The 25,346-nt window shown below is 67.5% G+C and carries 25 protein-coding genes; 20 read left to right on the forward strand and 5 right to left on the reverse strand.

All coding sequences use genetic code 11. The annotated features are described in order from the left end of the window. Positions 1 to 62: 62 nt before the first annotated feature. Entirely contained in the window at positions 63 to 1,406 is a 1,344-nt protein-coding gene (locus BLU67_RS02515; RefSeq protein WP_092561685.1) for a DUF1761 domain-containing protein, read from the reverse strand. Between the two features lie 122 nt (positions 1,407 to 1,528). Here BLU67_RS02515 and BLU67_RS02520 point away from each other — a divergent pair, with 122 nt between their 5' ends. After that, on the forward strand, positions 1,529 to 2,290 hold the full coding sequence (locus BLU67_RS02520) for a hypothetical protein (RefSeq protein WP_092561687.1): 762 nt from the start codon (positions 1,529 to 1,531) through the stop codon (positions 2,288 to 2,290). On the opposite strand, the gene BLU67_RS02525 is transcribed toward BLU67_RS02520, so the two are convergent. Next, positions 2,220 to 3,029 (reverse strand): HAD family hydrolase, encoded by an 810-nt coding sequence (locus BLU67_RS02525; protein WP_092561689.1) that lies wholly within the window; start codon positions 3,027 to 3,029, stop codon positions 2,220 to 2,222. The two genes, BLU67_RS02520 and BLU67_RS02525, sit on opposite strands and share 71 nt — an antisense overlap. 117 nt (positions 3,030 to 3,146) lie before the next feature. Here BLU67_RS02525 and BLU67_RS02530 point away from each other — a divergent pair, with 117 nt between their 5' ends. The 6 genes from BLU67_RS02530 to BLU67_RS02555 all read left to right on the forward strand — a co-directional run bounded on the left by BLU67_RS02530 (position 3,147) and on the right by BLU67_RS02555 (position 7,322). After that, entirely contained in the window at positions 3,147 to 4,154 is a 1,008-nt protein-coding gene (locus tag BLU67_RS02530) for a hypothetical protein (protein WP_143027312.1), read from the forward strand. Then, entirely contained in the window at positions 4,151 to 5,260 is a 1,110-nt protein-coding gene (locus BLU67_RS02535) for a TadA family conjugal transfer-associated ATPase (RefSeq protein WP_261977004.1), read from the forward strand. Before BLU67_RS02530 ends, BLU67_RS02535 begins: the two co-directional genes overlap by 4 nt. Then, positions 5,257 to 6,267, forward strand: coding sequence for a type II secretion system F family protein (locus tag BLU67_RS02540; protein WP_092561695.1), 1,011 nt, complete (start codon positions 5,257 to 5,259; stop codon positions 6,265 to 6,267). Before BLU67_RS02535 ends, BLU67_RS02540 begins: the two co-directional genes overlap by 4 nt. A 121-nt stretch (positions 6,268 to 6,388) precedes the next feature. Further along, positions 6,389 to 6,622, forward strand: coding sequence for a DUF4244 domain-containing protein (locus BLU67_RS02545; RefSeq protein WP_092561697.1), 234 nt, complete (start codon positions 6,389 to 6,391; stop codon positions 6,620 to 6,622). Next, entirely contained in the window at positions 6,619 to 6,987 is a 369-nt protein-coding gene (locus BLU67_RS02550; RefSeq protein ID WP_092561699.1) for a TadE family type IV pilus minor pilin, read from the forward strand. Before BLU67_RS02545 ends, BLU67_RS02550 begins: the two co-directional genes overlap by 4 nt. Next, a complete protein-coding gene (locus BLU67_RS02555) occupies positions 6,984 to 7,322 on the forward strand; it encodes an Rv3654c family TadE-like protein (RefSeq protein ID WP_092561700.1) in 339 nt (112 codons plus the stop codon). The genes BLU67_RS02550 and BLU67_RS02555 overlap by 4 nt, the downstream gene beginning before the upstream one ends. Here the strand turns inward: BLU67_RS02555 and BLU67_RS02560 are convergent. Beyond that, complete coding sequence (locus BLU67_RS02560) at positions 7,279 to 9,621, reverse strand: DEAD/DEAH box helicase (RefSeq protein ID WP_092561702.1); 2,343 nt, start codon at positions 9,619 to 9,621, stop codon at positions 7,279 to 7,281. The genes BLU67_RS02555 and BLU67_RS02560 overlap by 44 nt on opposite strands. A 33-nt stretch (positions 9,622 to 9,654) precedes the next feature. Between BLU67_RS02560 and BLU67_RS02565 the strand changes: the two genes are divergently transcribed. Further along, complete coding sequence (locus BLU67_RS02565) at positions 9,655 to 10,632, forward strand: phosphatase PAP2 family protein (RefSeq protein ID WP_176780670.1); 978 nt, start codon at positions 9,655 to 9,657, stop codon at positions 10,630 to 10,632. A gap of 4 nt (positions 10,633 to 10,636) precedes the next feature. On the opposite strand, the gene BLU67_RS02570 is transcribed toward BLU67_RS02565, so the two are convergent. Next, entirely contained in the window at positions 10,637 to 11,287 is a 651-nt protein-coding gene (locus BLU67_RS02570; RefSeq protein WP_092562117.1) for a class I SAM-dependent methyltransferase, read from the reverse strand. Positions 11,288 to 11,480: 193 nt separating this feature from the next. Here BLU67_RS02570 and BLU67_RS02575 point away from each other — a divergent pair, with 193 nt between their 5' ends. The 11 genes from BLU67_RS02575 to BLU67_RS02625 all read left to right on the forward strand — a co-directional run bounded on the left by BLU67_RS02575 (position 11,481) and on the right by BLU67_RS02625 (position 22,817). Beyond that, positions 11,481 to 13,340, forward strand: a complete 1,860-nt coding sequence (locus BLU67_RS02575) for a ribonucleoside triphosphate reductase (protein ID WP_092561704.1) — start codon at positions 11,481 to 11,483, stop codon at positions 13,338 to 13,340. A 2-nt stretch (positions 13,341 to 13,342) separates the two neighbouring features. Beyond that, positions 13,343 to 14,092, forward strand: a complete 750-nt coding sequence (locus tag BLU67_RS02580; RefSeq protein WP_092561706.1) for an anaerobic ribonucleoside-triphosphate reductase activating protein — start codon at positions 13,343 to 13,345, stop codon at positions 14,090 to 14,092. A 103-nt stretch (positions 14,093 to 14,195) separates the two neighbouring features. After that, positions 14,196 to 15,449 (forward strand): variant leucine-rich repeat-containing protein, encoded by a 1,254-nt coding sequence (locus BLU67_RS02585; RefSeq protein WP_092561708.1) that lies wholly within the window; start codon positions 14,196 to 14,198, stop codon positions 15,447 to 15,449. A gap of 9 nt (positions 15,450 to 15,458) precedes the next feature. Beyond that, positions 15,459 to 16,274, forward strand: a complete 816-nt coding sequence (locus BLU67_RS02590; protein ID WP_092561710.1) for an N-acetylmuramoyl-L-alanine amidase — start codon at positions 15,459 to 15,461, stop codon at positions 16,272 to 16,274. A 112-nt stretch (positions 16,275 to 16,386) separates the two neighbouring features. Then, positions 16,387 to 16,875, forward strand: a complete 489-nt coding sequence (gene nrfH, locus BLU67_RS02595) for a cytochrome c nitrite reductase small subunit (RefSeq protein WP_250506705.1) — start codon at positions 16,387 to 16,389, stop codon at positions 16,873 to 16,875. An 11-nt stretch (positions 16,876 to 16,886) separates the two neighbouring features. Beyond that, positions 16,887 to 18,371 carry an ammonia-forming cytochrome c nitrite reductase subunit c552 gene (locus BLU67_RS02600; protein ID WP_261977005.1) on the forward strand — a complete coding sequence of 495 codons (1,485 nt, stop codon included), beginning with the start codon at positions 16,887 to 16,889 and terminating at the stop codon, positions 18,369 to 18,371. Continuing rightward, positions 18,361 to 19,248, forward strand: coding sequence for a tetratricopeptide repeat protein (locus BLU67_RS02605; protein ID WP_092561714.1), 888 nt, complete (start codon positions 18,361 to 18,363; stop codon positions 19,246 to 19,248). Before BLU67_RS02600 ends, BLU67_RS02605 begins: the two co-directional genes overlap by 11 nt. Next, positions 19,235 to 20,647: a cytochrome c biogenesis ResB family protein gene (locus BLU67_RS02610; protein ID WP_092561716.1), complete on the forward strand. Its 1,413-nt coding sequence runs from the start codon at positions 19,235 to 19,237 to the stop codon at positions 20,645 to 20,647. Before BLU67_RS02605 ends, BLU67_RS02610 begins: the two co-directional genes overlap by 14 nt. Before the next feature lie 13 nt (positions 20,648 to 20,660). Beyond that, positions 20,661 to 21,602 carry a c-type cytochrome biogenesis protein CcsB gene (gene ccsB, locus BLU67_RS02615; RefSeq protein WP_092561718.1) on the forward strand — a complete coding sequence of 314 codons (942 nt, stop codon included), beginning with the start codon at positions 20,661 to 20,663 and terminating at the stop codon, positions 21,600 to 21,602. Further along, positions 21,595 to 22,212, forward strand: coding sequence for a TlpA family protein disulfide reductase (locus BLU67_RS02620; RefSeq protein ID WP_092561720.1), 618 nt, complete (start codon positions 21,595 to 21,597; stop codon positions 22,210 to 22,212). The genes ccsB and BLU67_RS02620 overlap by 8 nt, the downstream gene beginning before the upstream one ends. A gap of 62 nt (positions 22,213 to 22,274) precedes the next feature. Further along, a complete protein-coding gene (locus tag BLU67_RS02625) occupies positions 22,275 to 22,817 on the forward strand; it encodes a DinB family protein (RefSeq protein WP_092561722.1) in 543 nt (180 codons plus the stop codon). 59 nt (positions 22,818 to 22,876) lie between these two features. Here the strand turns inward: BLU67_RS02625 and BLU67_RS02630 are convergent, their stop codons facing one another. Continuing rightward, positions 22,877 to 24,910 carry a 5'-nucleotidase C-terminal domain-containing protein gene (locus BLU67_RS02630; protein WP_092561724.1) on the reverse strand — a complete coding sequence of 678 codons (2,034 nt, stop codon included), beginning with the start codon at positions 24,908 to 24,910 and terminating at the stop codon, positions 22,877 to 22,879. 164 nt (positions 24,911 to 25,074) lie between these two features. On the opposite strand from BLU67_RS02630, the gene BLU67_RS02635 reads away from it, so the two are divergent. Then, entirely contained in the window at positions 25,075 to 25,335 is a 261-nt protein-coding gene (locus BLU67_RS02635) for a DUF2249 domain-containing protein (RefSeq protein ID WP_261977006.1), read from the forward strand. Positions 25,336 to 25,346 lie beyond the last annotated feature (11 nt).

Genomic DNA, 25,346 nt, shown 5'->3' on the forward strand with positions numbered 1-25,346 from the left:
AATACACACCGCCGCCCGCACCTCATGCGGCGCGGGCGGCGGTGGTGGGGTGGCGGTCAGCGCTAGTAGGCGCCGCCGCGGCGTTCGAAGGCGGCGCGCAGACGCTCGTTGCGGCGGCCCGCGGCGCGTGCGGCGTGCGAGATGAAGCCGGCGAGCAGGAGCGCGATGCCGTAGGCCGCGAGGCGTCCCGTCGAGCCGTCGGCGATGAGGTGATGCGAGGCGTTAGCGCCGATCTGGTGCAGCTCGGAGAGCTGGTTCAAGGTGCCCTCGGAGTAGTCCTGCACGAGACGCGGGGCAACGATGAACGCGAAGCCCGCGATCGTCAGGAGCGTTCCGGTGATCCACGCGCCGAGCGAGGAGGCCTTAATGAGGAAGGCGATGACGACGGCGATGACGATCCCGCCGAGGAACTCCGCGATTGCCGCGAGGTTGACCCGGCCGCTCGTCCAGGGGGCGTTTTCGGCGAGCGTGAAGCGCGCGCCGGCATCGGTGATGAGGTACCAGGCAAGCGGGGTGAGCAGCAGGACGAGCAGCGCCGAGGCGATGTGTGCGCCCGCGCGCGAGCGGGGGGCCTCGAGCTCTTCGCCCGCGAGGATGTCGTCCTCGTAGGCGCGGGCCGGATCGTAGCCGGAGCGGTCCAGCGGACGCTCGCGGGTCGTTGCGGCGGCGCCCGCGGCGGCAGCGCCACCCGCAGCGGCGGCGCCCGTCGGGAAGGTGGCGGTCGCGTCGGAATCGGCTACCTCGGCCTCGGTGGGCTCGTTCTTCCACAGCGAGGTGCGGCGCACCATCGTGTTATCGATGTCGTCCTCGCGGGAGTGGACCTCGCCGTCGTCCTCGGCCACGCGCGCGGTGCCGCCGAAGGAGAGGCCCTCATCGCTTGCCGGCGGCCGGGCGTCCGGGGAGAACCGCGGGGGCGCCGTCAGCGGGGAGTCCGCCTCTTCCGCTGCGGCCTCGCGGCTGTGCAGCTCACCGTCGTCGGCAATATCCGCGACGCGAGCGCTGCCGCCATAGGATGCTTCCTCGCTGACCTGCTCCTCGCTGACCTGCTCCTCAAAGCGATCCTCAAGCGGCGGGGCGGCGGGGGTGGTGTCCTCGGATTCGCGAGGTTGCGCGACGGGCGGCTCGGCCGCGACCGGCTCGGCGGCGCCGTCGTCGATACCCTGCGCGGGGCTCTCAGCCGGGGCCGTCTCCAGCGGCGCATCCGGCTCACCCGGGGCAGCTTCGGGAGTGCGGCCGCCGTCGGAAAACTCGCCGAAAACGCCCTCGCGATCGAAGTCCGACTCGGGCGCCTTGAAGCTCGGCATGTGCTCCTCGGTGGGAGCCGTGTCGTACGGGGAGGACGTCTCGAAGTCCTCGTCCCGGGAAAATTCGCGGGGATCGCGGTTGCTTTCGCGGTTGTCGGTCATGAGTCCTCCGATGCTGATGAGTTAGCCCAACGCTATCGAGACAGGGGCATTATGGCGCGGCGGGCACGCCGATTCGGGCGTCTTTGGGGCCGTTTTCGCCGCGATTACTACACTGGATCTCGATGACGACCTCCCTTGCTGCCGCCCTGAATTCGCTCGCGGGCGATGACACGATCGCCCAGCTCGCTCGCGAGATCTCCGAGCAGGCGGCCGATCTGCGCTTTCACGAGGCGCTGCGCCGCCGCTCCCGAGAGGCACGCACCGCCGCCGCCGTCGCGACGACCACGCACCTGGCGAACGCTGCGGGCCTGCCGCCGCGCGGTGACCTCGCGGCGATGATCGTCGCCGGGCAGGCTGATGGAACGGATGCGCGGTGGCGCACCTGGCGTATACTGCGCCGCTCGCTGGAGTACTACGGTGCGCTCGGCGGCACGCCCGACCGCACCCCAGCGGGCCAGCTCATGACAGCGCTGCGGCGCGACGGCGGCCTGCCCGCGCCCGATCCGGCTGCGGCGCGCCACCAGCGCATCATCGCCGCCCTGCTGTCGGCAGGTGGCCCGGCCTTTGTGACGACGGCGCTCATCTGGGCGCACGGCCAGGGCGCGGGGTGGGCCGGGACGGCCGGGCCGCCGGCGAGCGCGTTCGGAGCGAGCCTGGCAAAAATCCACGCGGTGCGCTCCGGCCTCGAGCCGGCGGGCGTCGCGGTGCTCGACGATGTGGGCGAGCCCGAGGCGCTCGCGGACTACCTCGCGGGCGACTGGCAGGCCGCGGCCACCTGGTGTGAGGCGTGTGGGCTGATGTGGCGCGCGGGCCTTATCGCCGGGCGCGCCGTGTGCGACGACGTGCTGGCTGGGGCTCGCGGCGGCGCCACCACCACCAGATAGCGCCCGCCGCGCCGAGGGCCGCGAGCACGCCGAGCAGCGGAATCGCGTCCTGTGGTTTGAGCGGCACCGGGTTCACGAAGTGGGCGATATCCCAGCCGCCTTCCATCGCGAGGACGGCTAGCGCGCGATCGGGGTTGACCGCGACGGGATGGCCCACCGCCTGAAGCATGGGGGCGTCGGTGATGGAATCGGAATACGCCCACGACTGGGAGAGATCCCAGCCGTAGCGCTCGGCCAGGCGCGCCATCGCCTCGGCCTTGGCGGGGCCGTAGACGTAGTCGGAGATGACGCCCGTATAGCGACCGTCGATAACCTCGAGTGTTGAGGCAACGACGTGATCGGCGCCGAGCATCTGCGCGATGGGTGCGACGATCGCCTCGACGGAGGCGGAGACGATGACGACGTCGTGGCCCGCGGCGTGATGGGCGGCGATCGCGTCGAGCGCCTCGCCGAAGACCTCCGGCTCGATGCGGGTGGCGAGCGAATCTCGCACGACCTGCTGGAAGGCCGCGACATCCCAGCCCGTCACCAGCGCGGACAGGCGCTCGCGTACCCGCTCGGAGCGATCATGATCGGCGTCGAGGAAATGGTAGGTCAGCTGCGCGTGGGCCGAGCGCGCCACATCGGCGTGGGAGAGCAGGCCGGCGGCGAGCAGGGGGCGGAAGAGCGCGAGCGTGGCGGATTTTGCCAGCACGGTTTTGTCGAGATCGAAGAACGCGGCCGCCCGTAATGTGCGCATGTTTCTAGCGTACTGGCCGGCGCGGACAGCGTCGATGCTGGGGATAGGTGAAGCCAGCACGCCCGCCCGGCTGTGGATGGGCGTCGCGCGATCGTGCCGTGGCGCACCGTTGAGGCCATGAACACTTCTGCCGCACCGACCGCCCGCACCGTCGTGATTCAAGTGGCCGACGATGCGCTCCGCACCGCGGTACGTGATCTCGCGGAACTCGCTGGCGCACTGATCCCGCCCCGGCCGTGGGATACGGACCTAGCCGATCCGAACTGCGTCCTCGTCCTCAGCGAGCCCCTCAACCGGGCGACTTTGGAGGAGCTCGATGCCGCGAGCGCCGAACGCACGGTCATCGTCGCCGCCGAGCCGGCCGCGCAGCCGCCACCGGTCGGGCGCCGCTACGTCCTGCCCGATGATGCCGCCGCGCTGCTGCAGCGCTTCGGTAAACTCGCCGCCGCGGCCCCCGTCGTGCGGGTAGCGGGGCTCCATGGCGCGGCCGGAGCGACGCGCCTGGCCACGTGCTTTGCGCGGCTCGCCGCCCAGGACGGGTTGCGCGTCATCTACGTCGATACCGATCCACGCGCTGGGGCAGGCGCGCTGCTCGAGCTCGAAACCGGCGAGACCTATGCCGCGATCGCCGCCGATGCCGCCTCCTGGGCCGACGTCGGCGATGGGCACGCTCTGCTGCCGCTGCGCCTGGCGCGGGCGCTCCCGAGCTATCAGGGCATCGGGGTCCTGACCGGGATCGCGCCGGAGGTCGCAACGTGCTGGGCCGTTGCCCAAGTGCTGCGGCACGCGTGCGACCTCGTGGTGATCGACGGCTGCCTGCCGCTGGGCGCGCTGGCGGGCACCGTCGCGGACCTCGACGTCGTCATCGGGGTGCCGGGAGCGGAAAGCGTGCGCACCTTCCAACTGCTCGCGCCCGATCCGGCCCGAATCCTCGTCCTTCGCACCCCGGGCGTTCGCTCCGCCGACGAGGTGATCGCGGCGTGCGCGCCGCTGCGTGCGGAGAGCTTTCGCACCGAGCGCCACGTGGCGGAGGCGATCGAGCACGGCATCGGGCCGGGCGATTCGCCGCGGGGAGCCGCCATGCAGGTCGCGCGCCGACTATGGCGGCAGGCGAGCGGCACATGAGCTGGCAGAGCCGGGCGAGCGCGCTGGCCCGCGGCTCGAGCCGGGCCGATGCACTGGCCGATGCGCCCGTGCGTGCCGGGGAACTCGCGCGCAGCCACCGCGATGCGACCGCCCGCGAGGCCGGGCTCACTGGCGAGCTGCTCGATCTCCTCACTGACGCGGCCGTCACCGACGTCCTCGTCAACCCCGACGGCAGCGTCGTCATCGAGCGCGCCGGCGAGCTGCAGCCGCTCACGATGCGGATCGAGGACACGCGGGCGCTGGCCGTCCGCCTCGCCGCGAGCGCGGGCCGTCGCCTGGATGACGCGGCACCGATCGTCGACGGCACCATCATCGGCAACGTCCGGCTGCACGCGATCCTCTCCCCGCTCGTGAGCGGCGGGGCCGCGATCAGTCTGCGAACCGCCCGCCACCACGCCTTCAGCCTGAACGAGCTTGCCGCGCGCGGCGCCCTGCACCCGCGGATCGAACAGGGGGTGCGCGCGCTTCTGAGCCGCGGCGCTAACGTCGTGATCTCCGGGGCGACGGGCACCGGCAAGACGACGCTGCTCTCGGCACTTCTCGCCTCCCTGCCCGCGCGCGAGCGCCTGCTCATCATCGAAGAGTCGCATGAGCTTCGCCCGCCACACCCGCACGTCGTTGCGCTGCAGTCGCGCACCGCGAATACCGAGGGCCGCGGCGCCGTCACTCTCTCGGAGCTCGTGCGTGCCGCCCTGCGGATGCGCCCGGACCGGCTCGTCCTCGGGGAGGCCCGCGGTGCCGAGATCCGCGACGTCCTCGCGGCGCTGAACACCGGGCACGCCGGGTGCTGGTTCACGCTGCACGCGAACTCCGCCGCCGACGTGCCGGCACGCCTGCTCGCCCTCGGCGCGCTAGCCGGACTGTCCGAGGCGGCGCTCGCGGCGCAGGCGGCGGCAGCGCTCGACGCGATCGTCCACCTCCGGCGCGACGGGCCGCGCCGCTACGTCGCCGAGCTGAGCGTCCTGCAGCGCCGCGGCAGCGACCTCATCGTCGTGCCCGCACTCCACGTGAGCGCCGCTGGTGAGCTCACCGAGGGGCCGGGGCTTGCGGCGATGCGCGGCGAGGCGGCAAGGACACAGCCGTGACCGGCGCGCTCGTGGCGATCCTCGCCGCCATGACGTGGGGGCTAGCCCACGTCCCGATCGGTGCGAGCGGGACGCGCCGGCTGCGCTCGCGGGCGCCCGCCCGAGCCCGCATCGATGTCGGCACCCTCGCCCTCGACTTTTCCGAGCGGCTGCGTGCCGGCGCCCCACTTGAAACGGCCTGGCAGCACGTCGCCCGCACCCACCAGCTCGCCGAGCGCTTCGATCCGGAGTCGGGCCCGCCCCGGCTCGCCGAGCTCGGGCCGGGCGGCGTCACCCTCGCGGCCGCCATCCGCCTCGCGCTGCGCACCGGAGCTCCCCTGACCGATGTGCTGCAGGCGTGCGCGAGCGTCGTCGCCGGCGCCGACGATGCCGCCGCCGCCCGCACCATCGCGCTCGCCGGGCCGCGTTCCTCGGCCCGCATCCTGTCCGCCCTGCCCATTATCGGGCTCGCCGGGGCCGCGCTCCTCGGCGTCGATGTCATCGCCCGGTTGACCGACGGCGGCATCGGCACCCTGTCCGCGCTCGTGGGCTGTGCGGCCTGGCTAGCTGGCCGCGTCTGGACGACCCGGCTCATCGCCGCCGCTGCCCGCGCGCCTGCCCGCTCGGACCACGTCACGTGCGAGCTCGCCGCGGCCGCGCTCAGTGCCGGGGCCCCCATTCCCACCGTGCTCGAGGTCTTATCGGAGGTGGAAGACGCGCCCCACCTCGCGCACGCCTCGCGCGCCCTGCTCCTTGGCGTCAGTTGGGAGGAAGCTTGGGGCGAGCACGCCGACGGACCGCTCGCCCAGAGCCTCGCAGTAGCCTGGACCTCCGGAGCAAGCCCCGTCGCGCTCCTGCGCCGCCGCGCTGAACGGCTGCGGGCAGCGCTCGACGCCGAAGCACGTTCGGCCGCCTCCCGCCTCGCCGCGCGCCTCGTGCTGCCACTCGGCATCTGTTTCCTGCCGGCCTTCGCGTTCCTCGCCCTGATCCCCGCCATCATGTCGATCTTCTCCACGATCACCTTCTAGCCGGCCGCCGCCATCCACAGCCCCACCCGGCCCGTGCGGCACACCTGGGCATCCACACGGCTGGCATAAGGCCCGTCCGGCCCAGCACACACTGGGCCTACCTCCAATTGAAAGGACTGACATGTTCCCGATCCACCGCACCTACACCGCGCTTGCCACCGGCGTGACGCGCCTAGCGGCTCGAGCCCACGCCCATCAACTCATCCGCAGCGAACGAGGCTCGGCCACTGCCGAGTACGCCATCGCGGCGCTCGCGGCTGCTGCCTTCGCCGCGCTCCTCATCGCCGTGGTCAGCTCCCCGGAAATCCGCAAACTCCTCACCGGCATCATCTCCAAGGCGCTGAACACGAAATGAGCCCTCGCCGCAGCGCGCGCACCACCGGCGAACGCGGCTCGGCGACGGTCGAAACGGCCCTCGTCCTCCCCGTCATCGTCATGATGCTGGCAGCCCTGCTCGTGACCGCGCTCGCGGGCGTCCAGCAGCTCAGCGTCACGGAAGGTGCGCGCGCTGCGGCCCGAGCCCTCGCGATCGGCCACAGCCCCGAACAGGCACGAACCATCGCCCAACGCGTCTGCCAATGCGCCGCCGACATCACTGTCAGCGAGGGCGCCTGGGTACAGGTCCGCGTCCGATCGACGTCCCGGTCCGTGAGCTGGCTGCCGGGCCTGAAGGTGAGCGCGAGCGTGACCCTGCCGGCAGAGCCGGGTGGCAGCCCATGAAACGCCGGCACGATGAATCCGGCGGTATTTCGGTGATCGCCGCCGCACTCATGGGGCTGGCCGCACTTCTCATTCTTGCGATCGCGGCGAGCGCGAGCACCCGAGCCCACCGCAGTTACGCGCAGGCGGTCGCCGATCTCGCCGCGCTCAGTGCCGGCCCGGACCTTTCGCGCGGCTGCCTGCGCGCCGGTGAGATCGCCGCGCGCAACGGGGTGCAGCTTGCCGAGTGTGAGCGCCTCGGGTTAGATCTGCGGGTCCGCGTCACTGTTCCCGTCCTTGGCATAGGCGAGGTCAGTGCGCGGGCTCGGGCGGCACCGATATTTGCGCCGCCATGATGTCAAGAACGGCGATCGCCCCCGGCTTGGATAGCGGCTCGTTTCCGCTGCCGCACTTCGGGGAGACGATGCACCGCGGGCAGCCGGCCTCGCAGGGGCAGTCGGCGACCGCGTCGCGAGTGCGCGCCACCCACGCCGCTCGGTGCTCGAATCCGGCGGCCGCGAAACCCGCGCCGCCGCGAGCCCCGTCATAGACAAAGATCGTTGGCTCCAAACTCTCGCCGTGCAGCGCGAACGAGACGCCGCCAATATCCCAGCGATCGCAGTGCGCGATCAGGGGCAGCAGCGAAATCAGCGCATGCTCGGCGGCGTGGAGTGCGCCCGGGATGTCCCCGGGAGCAAGTCCTGCGGCCTCCAGCGAACCGGCGGGCACATGCCACTGCCAGGCAACGGTCTGCAGGTGACGTTGCGGGAGCTTGAGGCGCTGGGAAGAGATGATCTCGCCGGTCTTAGCGCGACGGCGATCAAAACCCGTGACCTGCGTCGCCACATCGACACGGGCGAGCGCTACCGTGCCAGCAGAATCGATGACATCGAGGACCTCTACGCTGGTTTCGCTGCGTGCCACGGTCCGCAGTTCCTGGGGCTGAATCGGCTCGGCGACTGCGGCCTGTCCGTCATAGTCCCGAACGAGGAACTGCTGACCCTGGTGCAGGTAGATCGCTCCCTCGTGCACGCTTGAATCCGCCGAACCGGCGCTCACGGTCCCAAGGAGGCGGCCGGTTTCGCTTTCCACGACTGCCACGTCCCTGGCGCCGGAGCCTCGCAGGTCCGTCAGGTCATGGGCGCGCCGCTCGAGCAGCGTGTTGTACATCCATCCGGCGGGCCGCGACTTCAGCAAGTCCCGGGCGAGGAGTTCCTCGATGAGTGGCGGCGTCACGGACTCGGTGGCGGGCCCGAGCCCAAAGAGCGGGAAGTCGGCTGGGGTGAGCGGGAACTCGCTCGCAGCAGCCAGCAGGTGGGGAACGAGGACGTGGGGATTGGCGACGTTGATCACCGTGGGCTCCACACCGGCGGCGAAAATCTCCTCGGGGTGTTCCACGAGATAGGAGTCCAGGGCGTCATCGCGCGCCGCGAAGATCGCGACCCCATCGCTTCCTGCTCGACCCGCGCGGCCCGCCTGCTGCAGCAGAGATGCGCGCGAGCCGGGCCAGCCCGAGGTGATGACGGCGTCCAACCCGGAGATATCGATCCCGAGTTCCAGCGCACTCGTTGCCGTGAGTCCAACGAGCCCGCCGCAGCGCAGTTCAGCCTCGAGCTGGCGGCGTTCTTCGGGAAGATAACCGCCGCGGTAGGAGGCGACTCGCTTCGCATCTGCTGCCGCGACGAGATCCCGAACGTGGGCGGCCATCGCTTCAGCGCCATAGCGCGACCGCACAAACATCAGGGTGCGGTGGTGGCGGGTAACGAGGTCCGCGAGCAGCGGGGCGGCATCGGAGCTGCCGTCGTCATCGGGCCGCACCAGGATATGGTCGCGGGCACCGGTGGGGGAGCCGTCCTCGGTGATGGTCTGTGCGCGTCCACCAGACTCGCCAAGCATCGCCGCAGCCAGACCGTGCGGATCGGCCGCGGTCGCGGACAAAAACACGACGACCGGATCGGCGCCGTAGGCGCGGGCCGCGCGGATGAGTCGGCGCAACACGAGGGCGACGTTGGCGCCAAAGAGACCGCGATAGGCGTGGGCTTCGTCCAGCACGATGAGGTGGAGGCCGCGCAGCAGCCTGGCCCAGCGCGCATGCGAGGCGAGGAGGGAATAGTGCACAAAATCTGGGTTGGTGGCAATGACATCTGCGCGTGCGCGCGCAGCCTTTTTCTCTTCGCTACTGGAATCGCCATCGCACGTGGTCACGACTGCGGGGAGGTTTCCGGCCGCGATGATGCCGCGCGCGGCCGCCACCTGATCAGCGCCGAGTGCCTTTGTTGGAGCGAGATAGACCATGGTTGGGCGGACCATCCGTCGCGCGATGGAACCCGCGGCTCCGGTGGCAATCGCCTCCTCGTGACGGGCGAGCAAGGAGAACATTTCTGCCCACACTGGAAGAGACTTTCCGGACCCGGTCCCGGTAGCAATGACTGTCGACTCGCCGTGGTCGAGAGCGTGCAGGGCTTCGGCCTGGTGTCGCCACGGCCGGGTCACGCCGATGCGTTCGTATGCCGCCACGACATCGGGATGAACCGCCTGTGGCCACGGCGCGTATTGGGCCGATCGCGCCGGGGTGCGGTGCACGTGGGCGATCCGGTCCTCCCCGACGATACGCCGCACCGACGCGACGATGTCATGATTCGGCCCGGCACCCATAGGGCTATTGTGCCGGTCCCTTACAATGTTCGCGTGCCCGAGCCGATTCCGCCGATTCACCGCCGCCCCGCGCACCCGCGCGCTGCGCGACCGGCCTGCTCACACGTGCAAGCCACCTCCCGGGAGATCAACGGGACCCTGCGGCCGCGCCGCGCCCACACCCGGCGGATGGCCGGCATGGTCGTCTGCGTGGTGGCCGTCCTCGGATTGTGGCTCGGCGCGGTGATGACGAGGCTCGGGCAAGCTGTCGATACCCTCGCCATGCTGCGCCTGCGGGAGCTTTCGAGCATCGATCCGATCGATATTTCCTTTACTCACACCGTCATCTCCTATGGTGGTCTCGCCGCGATCGTGATTGCCGTCGCCCTGATCGCGATCGTGCGCAAGCGATGGCAGCTCGCGATCCGAGCGGTCATTGTGCTGGCGGGCGCGAACCTCACCACGCAGCTGCTCAAGACCTACCTGTTGCCGCGCCCGGACCTTGGCATCAACTGGGCGACGCCACCCTCCCTACCGTCCGGTCACACGACGGTCGCGGCCGCGACGGCGGTCGCCCTCATCATGGTGGTGCCGGTCGCGTGGCGCACAGTCTCGGTCCTCATCGGCACCGGCTGGACTCTCTTCATTGGTTTTACGACGCTCGTCAACGGCTGGCACCGGCCCTCCGATGTCCTGGCCGCGATCCTCGTGGCCGCGGCGTGGGGTTTCGCGCTCGCACCCAACGAAGTAGGCCCAATTGCGGCGGCGCGACTGCGCCTCGTGATCTTGCGGATGGCGATGGCTGCCGCCGTGATCGGAGGAATGGGGATCACGGCCGTCGCGATCCGGGTCGCGAGCGCAGGATTCCTTGACGCCGAGCGCCTATCGGGTCGGGTCCTGACAACTGCTGCCGGGCACGGCCTAACCGGGGCGATCGCGGCCGCGAGCGCGGCGCTGATCTTAACTGGCGTGTGTGCCCTCGCATTCCGCCAAATCGACCTCATCCGTACCGAGGCCGGCGGCGCGAGATAGCGCGTTAGGTGCGGGAGAGGATATCGACGAGGAAATCCGAGTCGGCGCCGAAGGGCTCGAACTGCCAGGTGGAGAACCTCGACTGGCTCACCCATCCCGATGACGCAAGGTCTCCCTCGTAGCGCGCGAGCGAATAGCCGCGACGCAGCCCAAACCCGATCACCATGCGCCCACCGGGAGCTAGGGAGTTACCAATGTGGGTGAGGAAATCGGCCGGTGATTCACCATCGAGGAAGGTGATGACATTGCCCGCGCACACGATGAGATCGGCTTTCGGGACATCCATCGGGACGGGCTCACAGATATTGGCTTCGATGAAGCGCACCTGACCGGGGGAAATATCCTCGGTCTCCACCGCCGGGTCGAGCCCCACGCCGGCATCGGCGGCGACGGTCGTGCCTTCGGCAACGAACTCGGGATCGATGTCGAGACCAATGACGCGGTGGCCGCGCTTGGCGAGTTCGATGGCTACCCGGCCCGGCCCGCATCCCGCATCGATAATGAGCGCCCCACGCGCGACGAGGGCATCGGCCGCGCGGGCCTCGCCGTGCAGATCGAACCCGCGGGCCGCGAGTTGTTTGAATCGATCGATATAGCGCGCGGAATGCTCGGGATTGGCACTCGTAATCCGCTGCCAGCGGGCCTGGTCTGTCATGTCTCCCATTGTGCCTCACGTGGGACCAACGTCCCGACTCACTTCAGAGTTGAGGAAGAAAAACCACAACATGCGGTGGTTTGTGCGTGTCGCTGACACAATATGTAGTGGTGGGTCCTAACGTCGGTAAGGCGCGCTTGACGATGAGCGGCACCACGAAGCACGAGTAAAAACCGAGATTGGGGAGTCCAACATGACCACCTCCGCCACCCGCCACGAGACCATTTCCGCACAGCCCTCAACGAGGACGGCGCCCGTCAAGGTTGACGCGGTGGCAACGATCGAGGAGTACCTCGATCGCTCGGATTGGCGAGTGAACGCCAACGCCAATCAGGGCTACTCGCTCGGCGGCATGATGCTCAATACCTCGGGCAAGATGATCGCCAACTACTGGCTCTCGCGGGTCTACCGTCCCGAGGCCGGCGCCGCGCACCGCGAAGGCGATCTGCACATCCACGATCTCGACATGTTCGCCGGCTACTGCGCAGGGTGGTCACTGCGCACGCTGCTGGAGCAGGGGTTCAACGGTGTGCCAGGCGCGATCGCGGCCCGTCCCCCCAAGCACTTTTCCTCCGCCATCGGCCAGATCGTCAACTTCCTGGGCACGCTACAAAACGAGTGGGCCGGCGCGCAGGCCTTTTCTTCCTTCGATACCTACATGGCGCCCTTCGTCCGGCTGGACAACATGACCTACGACCAGGTCGAGCAGTGCATGCAGGAACTCATCTACAACCTCAACGTTCCCTCCCGCTGGGGCACCCAAACGCCCTTCACCAACCTCACCTTCGACTGGACCTGCCCCAAGGACATCGCCGACGAAGCTCCCCTCATCGGCGAGGAAGTATGCGACTTCACCTACGGTGAGCTCCAAGAAGAAATGGACATGATCAACCGCGCCTACATGGCGGTCATGACCGACGGCGACGCCGAAGGCCGGGTCTTCACCTTCCCGATCCCCACCTACAACATCACCGAGGACTTCGATTGGGACAGCGAAAATGCCACCCTGCTGTTCGAAATGACCGCGAAGTACGGCCTGCCCTACTTCCAAAACTTCCTCAACTCCGAGCTCGATCCGGGCATGATCCGCTCCATGTGCTGCCGCCTGCAGCTCGACCTGCGCGAACTGCTCAAGCGCGGCAATGGCCTATTCGGTTCGGCCGAGCAGACCGGCTCCCTGGGGGTCGTCACGATCAACTGCGCGCGGCTGGGCTACCTGCACGCCAAGGACAAGGACGGCTTGTTCGCGCGCCTCGATGAGTTGCTCGAGATCGCCCGCGACACGCTAGAGAAAAAGCGCGTCGTCATCCAGCATCACATCGACTCCGGGCTCTTCCCCTTCACCAAGCGCTACCTCGGAACCCTCGAGAACCACTTCTCGACGATCGGTGTCAACGGCATCAACGAAATGATCCGCAACTTCACCCTCGACGAGCACGACATCACCGACGAGACCGGGCACGCGCTCGCGGTCGAACTTCTCGATCACGTCCGCGACGCGATGGTGCGTTTCCAGGAAGAAACCGGCCACCTGTACAACCTGGAGGCCACGCCCGCCGAGGGCACGACGTACCGCTTCGCCAAGGAAGACCGCAAGCGCTACCCCGGCATCATCCAGGCCGGCACCGATGCCAACCCCTACTACACCAACTCCTCCCAGCTGCCCGTCGGCTACACCGATGACGCTTTCCAGGCCCTCGCCGAGCAGGAGGAACTGCAGGGCAAGTACACGGGCGGCACCGTGCTGCACCTGTACCTGCCGGAAAAGGTGTCCTCGGCCGAAGCCTGCAAGACGCTCGTGCACCGCGCGCTTGCCAACTTCCGCCTGCCCTACATCACCATCACCCCGACGTTCTCGATCTGCCCGACCCACGGCTACCTCGCGGGCGAGCACTTCACCTGCACCCGCTGCGAAGAGGAGTTCGACGAGACCCAGGCCTGCGAGGTCTGGACCCGCGTCATGGGCTACTTCCGTCCCGTCTCCTCCTTCAACATCGGCAAAAAGGGCGAGTACGCAGAGCGCGTGATGTTCGACGAGCCGGCGCTGGTCTAGCAATGCCCACGACGACCGCCCGGCCACCCGCCCACGACCTGCCGATCGCGGGACTTGTCCCGCTATCGACGGTCGACTGGCCGGGCCGGCTCGTCGCCACCGTCTTCGTCCAGGGCTGCCCGTGGCGCTGCACCTACTGCCACAACACCGACCTGCTCGACTGCGCGAAGTCCGGTGTCATCGGTTTCTCCGACGTCACCGCCCTGCTGGCAAAGCGGCGCGGCCTGCTCGACGGAGTTGTCTTCACCGGGGGAGAGGCCACCCGTCACCCCGCCCTGCCCGCCGCCATGACGGCGGTACGCGAGGCCGGATTCGAGGTCGGGTTGCACACGGGCGGCGCCTATCCGCGTCGCCTCGCCGAGATTCGGGAGCAGCTGACCTGGGTCGGATTCGATGTGAAGGGCCTGCCCGAGGACTACCCGAGCGTCGTCGGTGTCGGTGAGAGCCTCGGCGAACGGGCCTGGCAGGCGCTGAGCGAGCTGCTTGCTGGCGCCGCGCCGCCCGAGGTTGAGGCGCGACTGACCGTCTACCCCGGATCCCACTCACCGGAAAGCGTCCGCGAGTGCGCGCGCCGCGCCCTCGCGCTCGGGGCCGGGACCTTTGCGCTGCAAGAGGCCCGCACCGCCGACGGGGCGCGGCCGCTGCGCCTACCGGTTGCCAGGGATGCGGAAATTCTCGAGTTTGCCGAGCTCGCCGAGCTCGTTCGGGAGGTCGCGGGAGAGCGCGCAATCATCCGAAGCGCCAAGGATTGATTCTTCATTTCGGCAATTCGGGTGCCATTCGTTGGTATATCGCGACGCCGACGGGCAGAATCCTTCATAGACTTCACGGACGTTACACGCGGAAGGATCCTCCATGGCGCCCCACACGTTCGACCCGAACGCCGAGCATTCCGGTGACGACGCCCTCGTGCGCAACCCGGATGCCACCCCCGCTGACCTGCACCGGCTCGCCGCCGAGCGCCCGGACCTGCGCCCCCTCATCGCGAACCACCCGAACGTTTATCCCGAACTGCGCGACTGGCTCGCAAGCGTGAGCGAACCCGAGCCCGCCGAGGAAAGCGAACCGGCCCAGCAGCCGCAACCAAGCGACCGCGACGCCGAACTCGTCCGCGATCCCGAGGCAAGCGCCTCCGATCTGCACCGCATCGCGGGCGAGCGCCCCGATCTGCGCGCCGCGATCGCCGCCCACCCCAATGCCTATCCGGACCTGCTGACCTGGCTCGGCACATGGAATGACCCGGAGATCAACGAGGCGCTCGCGGCCCGCGAGGATGTCGCAGCGCCGGACGAGAGCCCAAAGGACGATGACCGCACCGCGGTCCTCGGCTCGGGCGCAGCCATCCTGCCGGCCACCGACGCCGCGGCCACCGCCGAGCCACCCACGCAGCGCATCGCGCCGCAACGCTTCGAACCCGCCCAGCAGCAGGCCCCGCGCTACGACGCACCCGTCACCGCCGCGCCCGCAGCCCACTACACCCCAAGCGAGCCGCAGCGCTCCGGCTCGGTCGCCTCCTCGGTCGTTCTCGGCGCGCTCATCGGCCTCGTCGTCATCCTCCTCGCCGTCGTCCTCATGCTTTGGCGGCCCTGGGAGTCAAACGATCCGGTCGTCGCTCCGACGACATCGGCCCCGACGCCGAGCGCAACCGAATCCGCATCGCCGACGGAAACCGCGTCGCCCACGGAATCCCCGACGCCGAGCGAGAGCCCCACCGAAACCGAAACCCCCGCGATGCCCTACCTGCCGGAGGGCGCGGCCTCGGTCACGCACTTCACGGCGCCCTCAGGCAATATCGCCTGTCGCTCCGATGGCGACCAGGCCTTCACCTGCACGATCTACGAGCACAACATCACCGATGCCGACGGGCAGGGCCTGAACTGCGAGGGGCCCCTGACGATCCACTGGCCGTACGCCTCCGAGCCGCATTACTCGTGCGAAGCCACCGTCGCCAAGGGTGGCACGACGCTGCAATACGGCGCCTCGGCCCTGCTCGGCCAGGGTATCGCGTGCACCTCCGAACAGGCCGGTATTTCGTGCTGGGATGGCGAATCGGGCCTCGGCGTGCAGCTCGCGCGCCGCGGCATCAGCTCCGTCAATAAGGCCGGATAGGCGCGCGTGGTGGGGGCTGCGCGGGCTCGCGCGGGCGTCGCCCTTAGTGTGGCGCTGCTGTGCTGCACCGCCGCCTGCACCTCCTCGGTCGCGCCCCCGCCGCCGCCCGTCACCGCCGCCGCGCCGACCCCGGCCATGAGCGCATCGCCCAGCCCGGCAAGCACCCCCGCGCTCTCCTTCACGCTCGCCCTGGATCCCGGCCATAACGGCGGCAACGCCACTCACGTCCGCGAGATCAACGCCCCCGTGCCCGATGGGCGCGGCGGCAGCAAAGCGTGCAACACCGTCGGCACCGCGACGGCCTCCGGCTACCCCGAGCACGCCTTCAACTTCGACGTCGCCACGCGCATGATCCCTACCCTTGAGCACGCCGGCATCACGGTCATCACCTCCCGCGACAGCGACGACGGCGTCGGCCCGTGCGTCGATGAACGCGGCACCTTTGCCGCCGGCGCCGACGCGCTCGTCTCGCTGCACGCTAACGGCTCGGCAACGACGACGCCGCATGGTTTCTTCCTCATCGTCACGCCCGAGGGCGCCGCCGCCTCCTCGCCCACGTCGCAGCTCGCCGCCGAGGTCATCGCCCAGCTGCGGCAGGCGGGCTTCCAGGAAAACTCGGGCGTGGCCGGCCCGCTGCAACAGCGCACCGACATCGCCGGCCTCAACCACGCCGCGGCCGCAGCCCCGCAGCTGCCTGCGGTCCTTATCGAGCTCGGCGAGATGCGCAATCCCGACGACGCCGCGGTCATGGAGTCGCCGGCGGGCCGCCAGCGCTACGCCGACGCCCTGGCCGCAGCAATCATTTCCTACGCATCTAGGCCTTAGGGCCCACGGGTATTTACACCTGTGTCCATAAAATATGGAGCAGAGGGGCGTATGCCAATGGTGGCGACGGCACTCAAACGGAGCTGACACCCCAGGGAGGAGCGCAGTAGCGGTGGGTAAGCTACGAAGCTTCATCACTCAGCAGATGCTGACGCCCGGGTTCATCATGCGGGCCCTTGCCGTCTTCGTCATCGGATCCTTGTTCGGCGTTGGCCTGTTCACCTTCGTCTACGCGCGCGGCTATTCCTACCTCGGCAATGACCCGACGACCTGCATCAACTGCCACGTCATGCAGGATCAATATGACGGCTGGAAGGCCGGCCCGCACGCGAACGTTGCCACGTGCAATGACTGCCACGCCCCGCACGACAACATCGTCCACAAGTACATCGTCAAGGGCGAAAACGGCTTTTGGCACGGCCTGAAATTCACCACCGGGTGGTACCCGGAAAACATTCGTATCCGCGAGACGAACCGGCAGGTCACCAACGACGCCTGCCTGTACTGCCACGCGGAAGTCACCAGTGACATGCACCTGACCATCGACGACGGCGCCACGCTGAGCTGCGTGCGCTGTCACGACGACGTCGGACACCAGTAGGGAAGAGACTCATGAGCGACGTGACCGAAGAACAGCCCCCCGAAACCGCCAAAAAGCGCGGCCGCCGCCAGTGGATCTGGATGGGCGCCATCGCTGTCACGGCGCTCGTCACCTTCGGCCTGACCATGCTGCTGCTCAACATTTTGGAGCGCAAGACCGAGGCCCACGCCCCCTACACGCCCGTCGTCCAGCTCGATGAGACGACGGTTGATCCCGCGATCTGGGGCCGGAACTTCCCGATCCAATACGAGCAGTATTTAAAGACCGAGGAATTCACGCCCTCCAAGTACGGCGGCGCCTCCCTCGAGCCGCACACCCCGACGGCCGATGATCCGCGCACCGAGGTGCCGGAGTCCAAGATCGAGCAGGACCCGCGCCTGAAGGACATGTGGGCGGGCTATGCCTTTGCCACTGACTATCGCCACGCGCGCGGCCACATGCACATGCTCGATGACCAGCGCTACACGCTGCGCGTCACTCAGTTCGATCAGCCCGGCACCTGCCTGAACTGTCACGCCTCAACGGTTCCCGTCATGCAGGAGCTCGGCGATGGCGACATCCGCAAGGGCTTTGACGCCATGAACAAGATGACCTACGAGGAAGCGACCAAGCTCGCGGACCATCCGGTGACGTGCATCGACTGCCACGATCCAGAAACCATGAAGCTCACGATCACCCGCCCCGCCTTCATGGACGGCATCAAGGCCCTGAAGGCCTCCGAGGGCATCGAGAACTATGACGTGAACAAGGACGCGACGGCGCTGGAGATGCGCACCTACGTCTGCGCCCAGTGCCACGTCGAGTACTACTTCAAGGGCGAGGATAAGACGCTGACCTTCCCGTGGGCCAAGGGCATCGACATCGATGACATTTGGGACTACTACCAGGAAGACGGCCACGTCGACTGGACCCACAAGACCACGGGCGCCAAGATGCTCAAGGCTCAGCACCCCGAGTTCGATATCTGGTCCAGCGGCATCCACGCCGCCAACGGCGTCAGCTGCGCCGACTGCCACATGGCCTACCAGCGCGAAGGCGCCCACAAGGTATCTAACCACCAGATCACCAACCCCATGGTGGATGCGAACGCCTCGTGCGGCACCTGCCACAAGGCCGACTCCGATGAGATGAAGCGCCGCGTGGAGGTCATCCAGGACCGCTTCGTGCACACCCGCGACGTCGCCTTTGACGCCCTCGTGGCATTGATCCGCGATATCGAAAAGGGCATTGCCGACGGCGTCGACGAAGCCCAGATCGACCTGGCTCGCGAATACCAAAACAAGTCGAGCTTCTACATCGACTACGTCTACTCCGAAAACTCCTACGGCTTCCACGCCCCGGATTACACGCAGCGCATCCTGTCCGACGCGCTCGACGCCGCACGCAAGGGCCAGCTCGCCCTGCGTGGCGCCAGCGCCGAAGAACTCGCTGCCTCCGACATCACGGAAGCGAACAAGGAGCGGTTCGGAGAAGAAAGCGCGGCTCGTGAGCAGTAGGGCAGAGCGCCGTCCCAGCGAACCGGACAAAGAGCTCCAATCGATAAATCCGGACACCGCCGAGCGGATCCTTTCTTTCCTGCAGACCGCACCCGAAGAGATCGCCGAGTGGGCAAGCGCCCAAGAGGCCGCCGTCCGGCGCGCGAGCGCTACCCGTGAGACCGTCGCTGAGCCGGCGCCTCGCGAGCAGCATCCAGACGACATCCTGCTGGCCGAGCTCGGCGAAGAAGACGACGATATCGTCACGAGCCGGCCCAAGGCTCGGGGACGAAAGCACCGCCCCGCCCTCAGCCAGGACGCGACGGGTGATGCCACGACCGCCGCGGTCGCGAGCGCGAGCACCGCGGCACGGGCCACGCGCGCGGCGAGCGGCCCGACGAACCCGAAGTACCTGAAAAAGCCCACCTCCTCCGGCGGAAAAATCGCGCTCGCGCTGATCTTCGCGTTCGCGGTGGTCTTCGCTATCTACCTCGCGGGCAAACCCACCCCCGAAGCCACCCAGCCCGCGAACCACCCGACGATGGGCGAGCAGCAGCAGGCGCCCTCGGCCGCCGAGCGCGCCGAGCGGATTGCGCAGCTGCAAAGCCAGATCGAGGGGGATCCGAGCGATACCAAGGCCCGCCTGGAGCTCGGCGTCCTGCAGTTCAACCAGCGCGAGACCGCCAAGGCCGAAGAGCAGTGGACCGCCGTCATCGAGGCGGATCCGAGCGAGGTGCAGGCCTGGTACAACCTCGGCTTCCTCTACCTGTCCAAGGACCCGGCCGAGGAGGACAAGGCCCGCGAGGCCTGGGGCAAGGTCGTGGAACTGGCGCCCGATTCCGATCTCGCCCGCACCGCCCAGATGCACTTAGGAGGGCTGAACGATGGCAAGGAGTGATCTCGCGCCAGCACCGAGCCCCACCCACGATGACGTTCCGGTCACCGAGTTTTTCGTCCGCATCTACCGCTTCTTTTACTCCAAGACGGTCGGCCTGCTGCTCATCCTCGCGATGGCCGTGGTGACCCTGCTCGGCACGATCATCACGCAGGCCCCCGGATCAACCCTCGCGACCGCCGAGGGTGCGGAGCACTTCCTTACCGAGATGCGGCCCCGCTACGGCGGCTGGACCTCGATTCTCTATCACCTCGGCTTCTTCAACATCTACACTTCGTGGCTGTTCCTCATCATCACGGCGCTGCTCGCGATCTCGATCATCGCGTGCACCGTGCACCGGATTCCGCAGCTGTGGCAGCGCGCCACCCGGCCGCGCACCCACGTCTCGGGAGCGTTCTTCACCCACGCTCGCTACCGCGCAGAGCTCCCGGCAGAGGGTGATGCCGCTAGCGCGCTCGCAGCGCTCGACGAAGCGGCCGCGGCCAAGGGCCTGCGTGTCGTCGCCGATGAGAAAGACCCGCACGCCCGCTATCTCGATAAGAACCGGTGGGGTCCGTTCGGGACCGTCGCGGCGCACGCCTCCTTCGTCATCATCCTGGCGGCGTTCGCGATCTCCTCGCTGGCAGGTATCGACGAGCAGCTGACCGTGCCCGTCGGATCATCCGTCCCCGTCGGTCACGACTCCGGACTCACGCTCGCCGCGGAGTCCTTTACCGAGTCCTTCTACGACGATGGCAGCCCCTCCGATTACGTCTCGCGCCTGCGTGTTCTTGAGGGGGATGCGGTCGTCGCCGAGCAGGATGTGCGTGTCAATAGCCCGCTGAAGTACGGCGGATTCTCCTTCCACCAAGCCTTTTATGGCATTGCGGCGGACCTTCGCATCGTCGATGAAGAGGGCAGCGAAATCTACGCCGGTTCCGTCCCGCTGCGCTTTAGCTCCGAAGACAAGATGAACTCGATTGGCCGGATCGATCTGCCCGAGGCCGGTATCGACGTCATCGTCGTCACCCCCGCCTCCGGCCGCGCCGATTCCCCCATCCCGGCCGGCACCGCCGTCATCGAGATGTATCCAACTGGCCAAACCCAGCCGCTCGACGTCAAGCCCGTGACCCAGGGCCAGGAGACGAACGTTGCGGGCAAGACGGTGACGTTTGAGCGCGAGCGCCAGTACACCGGGATCAACCTGCGACAGGACCCGGGCACGTGGTGGATGTGGATCGGCTCGATCCTGCTCGTGGGCGGCTCGCTCATGACCTTTGGGATGCGCCACCGGCGGATCTGGGCACGCGTGATCGAGGGCGAGGATGGCCCGAGCGTACAGTTCGCCTCCGCTGAAAAGACTGATTCCGGCTTCGGCCGATTCTTTACCGATACCGTTACCGCCGTCAACGAGCGGCTCTGAGAAAGGCCGACCGATGCTTGAAATCGCTGAATACTTCCTCATGGCGGCGCTCGCGTTCACGATCCTCGCGCTCGTGAGTTTCGCCGTCGTGTTGACCTCCAAACGCCGCGCCGCGGCGCCTGCCAGCGAGCGGGAATCCGCCGTTGTGGGCGCTGCCACCGGCGGGCGTGTCGCGACGATTGCGACGCCCGAGGGCGTTCGTGAGCTCCGCGAGACGGCACCCGAGCAGGAGGGGCCCGCCCCCGCGCACGGATTGGCGTGGTATGCCAATGCGTTCTTGATCGGTGCGCTGGTCATGCTGACGGCCTACCTCGGGATCCGGATGTCGATCACCGGGCACGGCCCGTTCGCCAACCAGCATGAGTTCGCGGTCTCCTTCACCTGGGGCATCCTGCTCGCCTACGTCGTGTTTGCGCTGCGCTACAAACTGCGCGCATTGGCCCTCGTCGTGCTGCCCGTGACGGCAGCGCTGCTCGTCTACGCGCTATCGCTTGATACCGGCATCAAGCCGCTCATTCCGGCCCTGCAGAACAACCTGCTGCTGACGCTGCACGTCGGGTTTGCGATCCTGTCCTACGGTGCGGCATGCGTGTCCTTCGGGGCGGCGGTGCTCTACCTGCTGCGTGGCCGCATCACCTTGCGCGGGCTGCCGAGCGAGGAGAGCCTCGATGAGATCGGTTACAAGGCCGCCGTCGTGACCTACCCGCTGCTCACCATCATGATCGTGCTCGGCGCGGTCTGGGCGAATACCGCGTGGGGCCGGTACTGGGGCTGGGACCCCAAGGAGACGGCCGCCTTCGTGACGTGGCTGATCTACGGGGCCTACCTGCATGCCCGCGTTGTGCGGGACTGGCGGGGCCGCAAGGCCGCCTGGCTGTTGATCATCGGCTTCATCTCGGTTCTGTTCGCCTATTTCGGCAATCACTTCTTTGGTGGCCTGCACTCCTATGCATAAGCGATTCGTTCCTATTGCCGTCGTCGCGGTCATCGCCGTCGTCCTCGTGCTAGCCGCATCGGCGCTGAAGGGCGGCTTCATGTCGACCTCGGCCGATGCCAACACTCCCGACCGCGCCAACGCTGCCAATCCGGCGAGCTTCGCAACCTCCGGGCAAGTCTCCGAAGGCCAGGGCGCTCGACCCGAGGTCGGCGAGCAGGCACCGGAGTTTTCCGCCACCGACTGGGAGGGCAACGAGGTCGCCCTTGCTGACTACAAGGGCGCGCCTACCTGGCTCGTCTTTAACGCCTCGTGGTGTGCGGCCTGCCGCGCCGAGGCCCCGGATGTGCAGGCCGTGCACGAAAAAGTCGGCTCGAATGCGAATGTCGTCGCCATCTACCTCAACGAGGATCTCGGCAAAGTCGCCACCTTCGCCGGGCGCCTCGGCCTGACCTACCCCCACATTCCGGACCCCGATGGCGCTGTTTCCGCGCAGTTCCACGTCATCGCGATCCCGCATCACGTCTTCCTTGACGCGAATGGGACGATCACCGGTATTCACGCCGGCGGGATCACCGAAGCACAAGCGCTAGCGAAGCTATCCGAGGCGGGATTGAACCTGCCGGAATAATCCGTTGCGCGAAACTGCGCCTGCTGGTCTCATGGCACCAACGCCGACAGTAGGAGCCAGCCATGACCGCGCGCATCGATGACCAGGGCAGAGCCGAGCCACCCCTGGCGGGTTCGGAGGTTCAAAGCCTCAGGGGATTCCTCTCCTATCAGCGCTCGACGCTCGAATGGAAGACTCGAGGGCTGTCGACAGCCGAACTCGGGCGAGCGATCGATCCCACGACGATGACGCTCGGCGGCTTGCTCACGCACCTGGCCTGGGTCGAGGACTTCTGGTTCGGCACCGTTCTTGCCAAGACGCCTCCGAGCGAGCCATGGGCCGGCATCGATTGGCAGGCCCATCACGATGGCGATTGGGAACTGGCTACCACGCTGGAGGCCGATGAGATGCGTGCACTGTGGCGTCAGGCCGTCGGGCAATCCGAGGCCATCGTCGATCGCGCCCTGCAGCACGAGGGAGCCCTGGCAGAAACACACCCGGCATGGGGCGGTCGGGACGATGTCTCGCTGCGCTGGATACTCCTGCACATGATTGAGGAGTATGCCCGGCACAACGGCCATGCTGATCTGTTGCGTGAAGCGTTCGACGGCGAGACCGGCGAGTAACGACAAAACCGGGCGGGAATTGGATGAATCCAGCTCCCGCCCGGCTTTGTGTCAGGTGACTAGCTCAGCACGCGGCGACGGTGTGCGGCGAGCACACCGAGTCCGAGAGCAAGCAGGCCGGCGGCGCCAAGCGCGATACCGGTCGAGTCCGCACCGGTCACCGGCATCCCCGGCTTGCCGGGCTGGCCGGGCTTACCCGGGGTGGTTGGTTGGCTCGTGGGCTGCTCGGTCGGGTCCTCGGTCGGCTTGTCCGTGGGCTCCTCGGTCGGCTGCTCAGTGGGCTGCTCAGTGGGCTGCTCCGTGGGCTGCTCGGTCGGGGCGACCGACGCGGTGACGAGCTTCCAGTTGTCTTCGAAGAAGTCCTTCGGGTCGATCGTGCCGACATTCTGAGCCCAGTCGATGATGAGCTGACGGATCTCGAGCAGATCGTTCCACACCACGGGGGCATCAACGGCGACCGGGTAGCCGCCACCGCCGTTTTGGCGGTAGTTGTTGACGGCGAGGATGAACTCGTCGGTGTCCTTGATCGGCGTACCATCGGGCATCCGCAGGTTTTCGATGCGCTCGCCGACCGGCTTGGAGACGTTGATCTCGTAGAAGACTCCGGTCAGGGCGTCGTAGTTGTAGTCCGGGATGCCGCGAGTTGCGCCCGGGTACTGGCAGTTGGTGCCGGTCTCGGGATCGAAATCAGCGCCCTGCTCGACCTGGCAGAAAAAGCGAGCGGAGTACTCCAGGTATTCCTTCATGCCCTTGCCATCGATTTTGACCGCGGCCAGGGTGTTGTCGTAAATGTACAGACCCGCGATGTCCTTGATCGTCACGTCCCCCTTGGGGAAGACCGACTCGCGCGAGAACGGGGAGGTCTGCGCGATGACGGGCAGGTTCGCGTATTCGGTGCCCGCGAGGTTTTCCTTGACGGACTCCACCATGACGTGACCGATGAGGTCGAGAATCGGGGTGTCCTCATAGCGCGAGGTTTCCGTCTTCATCTCCTGGGTGGACTGCGCGACGACGGTGTTGACGTAGTCGACGGTGGCCTTGTGGGCCTTGTCGAGCTCCGCGTTGCCGGTGATGCGCTCGGAATCGGCGGCCTCCGACGCGGCGTGCGTCGTCGAGGTCGTGTTGTCCCAGTCGATGGCGAAGGTGCCGTTCTCGCCTTCCACGAGCTTCAGCGACACTTCGGCAACGGACTGCGCCCAGAACTTGGGCTGGGCGAGGAGCACGGGATCGCCGTCTGGGGCCGTGAACTTCTGGCCCTTGTTCTCCACGTGCGAGTGGCCCGCGATGACGACGTCGAGATCGTTGACGTTCGTGGCCAGCGAGCGGGCGACGTTCTCGCCAAGCTCGGCGGGATTCCACGTCGCGCCATCCGGATCCTGGCCAGTGTGGGCGAGGGCCACGACGACATCAGCGCCGGCGTCCTTCATGATCGGCACGTACTTTTGTGCCGTCTCCACGATGTCCTTGAAGTCGAGCTTGCCCTCGACCAGGGCCTTATCCCAGGTGCGGACGCCCGGGGTCACGAGGCCAAGGACGCCGACCTTGACGGTCTTGCCGTCGATCTCGCGCTCGAAAATTTCGTAGGGCTTTTGGGCCGGGCCACCGGTCTCGACGTTGATGACGTTAGCGCCGAGCAGGGGAGCGTTCAGCTGCGAATCGTACTTGGCGAGCAGCGGCAGGCCGTAGTTGTATTCGTGGTTGCCCACCACGAGGGCGTCATAGCCGATCGTGTTGTAGGCAATGGCCATCGGGTGCTGCGAGATGTCGAGCTTTTCGGGCTGGACGGCAGCGAGGTAGGTCAGGGGAGTGCCCTGAATGGCATCGCCGTTATCGAACAGCATGACCGAATCCGGATCGGCAGCCGCGGCGCGCTTTTGCTGCACGATCGAATCCACCCGGGCGAGGCCGAGTTCCTTGCCGGGGCCGTAAGGCGCGTCCCGGAAGTAGTCCCAGTTCATGACGTGCCCGTGCACGTCGGTGGTGGCGAGCAGCGTCAGGTCCACGGAGTCTCCGGGGGCTGCGCTGGCAGGAAGAATCGTCGAAGCGGTGAGGGCCGCAGCGACGAGACCACTGGCGAAGATGCGAGATCGCATGAAGGTCCCTTCGTCGTTGATAAGGTTCGCCCAGCATAAGGCGAGCCGGCTTCACTGCACCAGACGTTGGTGAACATTGGGTGACATCGTGCTATGAGCTCAACCACAGCCCGATCGACACGTTGTCAAAATAACTACGGAAAAGGGTGTGTAAAATAATGGGTATGACACACACCTGTGGTTGCCAGCACACCAACCTGCTGGAAGAGACAATCGACGTCCTCGCGATCCCGCACTCCGTCCGTCATGCCGCCATCCTTGGCGCGGTTTCCTCGCTGCCGGTCGGCGCGACGATCCTCATTAAGGCGCCGCACGTCCCAACGCCGCTGCTCAACCAGATCACCGAACTCGAAGGCGAATGGGCCTTCGAGATGGTTCAGGAGGGTCCGACCGACTGGATCGTGCGCGTCGCCCGCCAGTCCTAACGTTTCAGGGT

It is taken from the genome of Bowdeniella nasicola, assembly GCF_900107735.1.
GTDB classification, from domain to species: Bacteria; Actinomycetota; Actinomycetes; order Actinomycetales; family Actinomycetaceae; genus Bowdeniella; species Bowdeniella massiliensis.

What these genes read in the sequence shown, in the direction of transcription:
- BLU67_RS02585 (WP_092561708.1), top strand. Translation starts at nt 14,196, where the DNA reads ATGGCGCCCCACACGTTCGACCCGAACGCCGAGCATTCCGGTGACGAC.
- BLU67_RS02535 (WP_261977004.1), top strand. Translation starts at nt 4,151, where the DNA reads ATGAGCTGGCAGAGCCGGGCGAGCGCGCTGGCCCGCGGCTCGAGCCGG.
- BLU67_RS02600 (WP_261977005.1), top strand. Translation starts at nt 16,887, where the DNA reads ATGAGCGACGTGACCGAAGAACAGCCCCCCGAAACCGCCAAAAAGCGC.
- BLU67_RS02515 (WP_092561685.1), bottom strand. Translation starts at nt 1,406, where the DNA reads ATGACCGACAACCGCGAAAGCAACCGCGATCCCCGCGAATTTTCCCGG.
- BLU67_RS02570 (WP_092562117.1), bottom strand. Translation starts at nt 11,287, where the DNA reads ATGACAGACCAGGCCCGCTGGCAGCGGATTACGAGTGCCAATCCCGAG.
- BLU67_RS02625 (WP_092561722.1), top strand. Translation starts at nt 22,275, where the DNA reads ATGACCGCGCGCATCGATGACCAGGGCAGAGCCGAGCCACCCCTGGCG.
- BLU67_RS02545 (WP_092561697.1), top strand. Translation starts at nt 6,389, where the DNA reads ATGTTCCCGATCCACCGCACCTACACCGCGCTTGCCACCGGCGTGACG.
- BLU67_RS02620 (WP_092561720.1), top strand. Translation starts at nt 21,595, where the DNA reads ATGCATAAGCGATTCGTTCCTATTGCCGTCGTCGCGGTCATCGCCGTC.
- BLU67_RS02610 (WP_092561716.1), top strand. Translation starts at nt 19,235, where the DNA reads ATGGCAAGGAGTGATCTCGCGCCAGCACCGAGCCCCACCCACGATGAC.
- BLU67_RS02580 (WP_092561706.1), top strand. Translation starts at nt 13,343, where the DNA reads ATGCCCACGACGACCGCCCGGCCACCCGCCCACGACCTGCCGATCGCG.
- BLU67_RS02555 (WP_092561700.1), top strand. Translation starts at nt 6,984, where the DNA reads ATGAAACGCCGGCACGATGAATCCGGCGGTATTTCGGTGATCGCCGCC.
- BLU67_RS02550 (WP_092561699.1), top strand. Translation starts at nt 6,619, where the DNA reads ATGAGCCCTCGCCGCAGCGCGCGCACCACCGGCGAACGCGGCTCGGCG.
- BLU67_RS02575 (WP_092561704.1), top strand. Translation starts at nt 11,481, where the DNA reads ATGACCACCTCCGCCACCCGCCACGAGACCATTTCCGCACAGCCCTCA.
- BLU67_RS02635 (WP_261977006.1), top strand. Translation starts at nt 25,075, where the DNA reads ATGACACACACCTGTGGTTGCCAGCACACCAACCTGCTGGAAGAGACA.
- BLU67_RS02530 (WP_143027312.1), top strand. Translation starts at nt 3,147, where the DNA reads ATGAACACTTCTGCCGCACCGACCGCCCGCACCGTCGTGATTCAAGTG.
- ccsB (WP_092561718.1), top strand. Translation starts at nt 20,661, where the DNA reads ATGCTTGAAATCGCTGAATACTTCCTCATGGCGGCGCTCGCGTTCACG.
- BLU67_RS02525 (WP_092561689.1), bottom strand. Translation starts at nt 3,029, where the DNA reads ATGCGCACATTACGGGCGGCCGCGTTCTTCGATCTCGACAAAACCGTG.
- BLU67_RS02630 (WP_092561724.1), bottom strand. Translation starts at nt 24,910, where the DNA reads ATGCGATCTCGCATCTTCGCCAGTGGTCTCGTCGCTGCGGCCCTCACC.
- BLU67_RS02560 (WP_092561702.1), bottom strand. Translation starts at nt 9,621, where the DNA reads ATGGGTGCCGGGCCGAATCATGACATCGTCGCGTCGGTGCGGCGTATC.
- BLU67_RS02520 (WP_092561687.1), top strand. Translation starts at nt 1,529, where the DNA reads ATGACGACCTCCCTTGCTGCCGCCCTGAATTCGCTCGCGGGCGATGAC.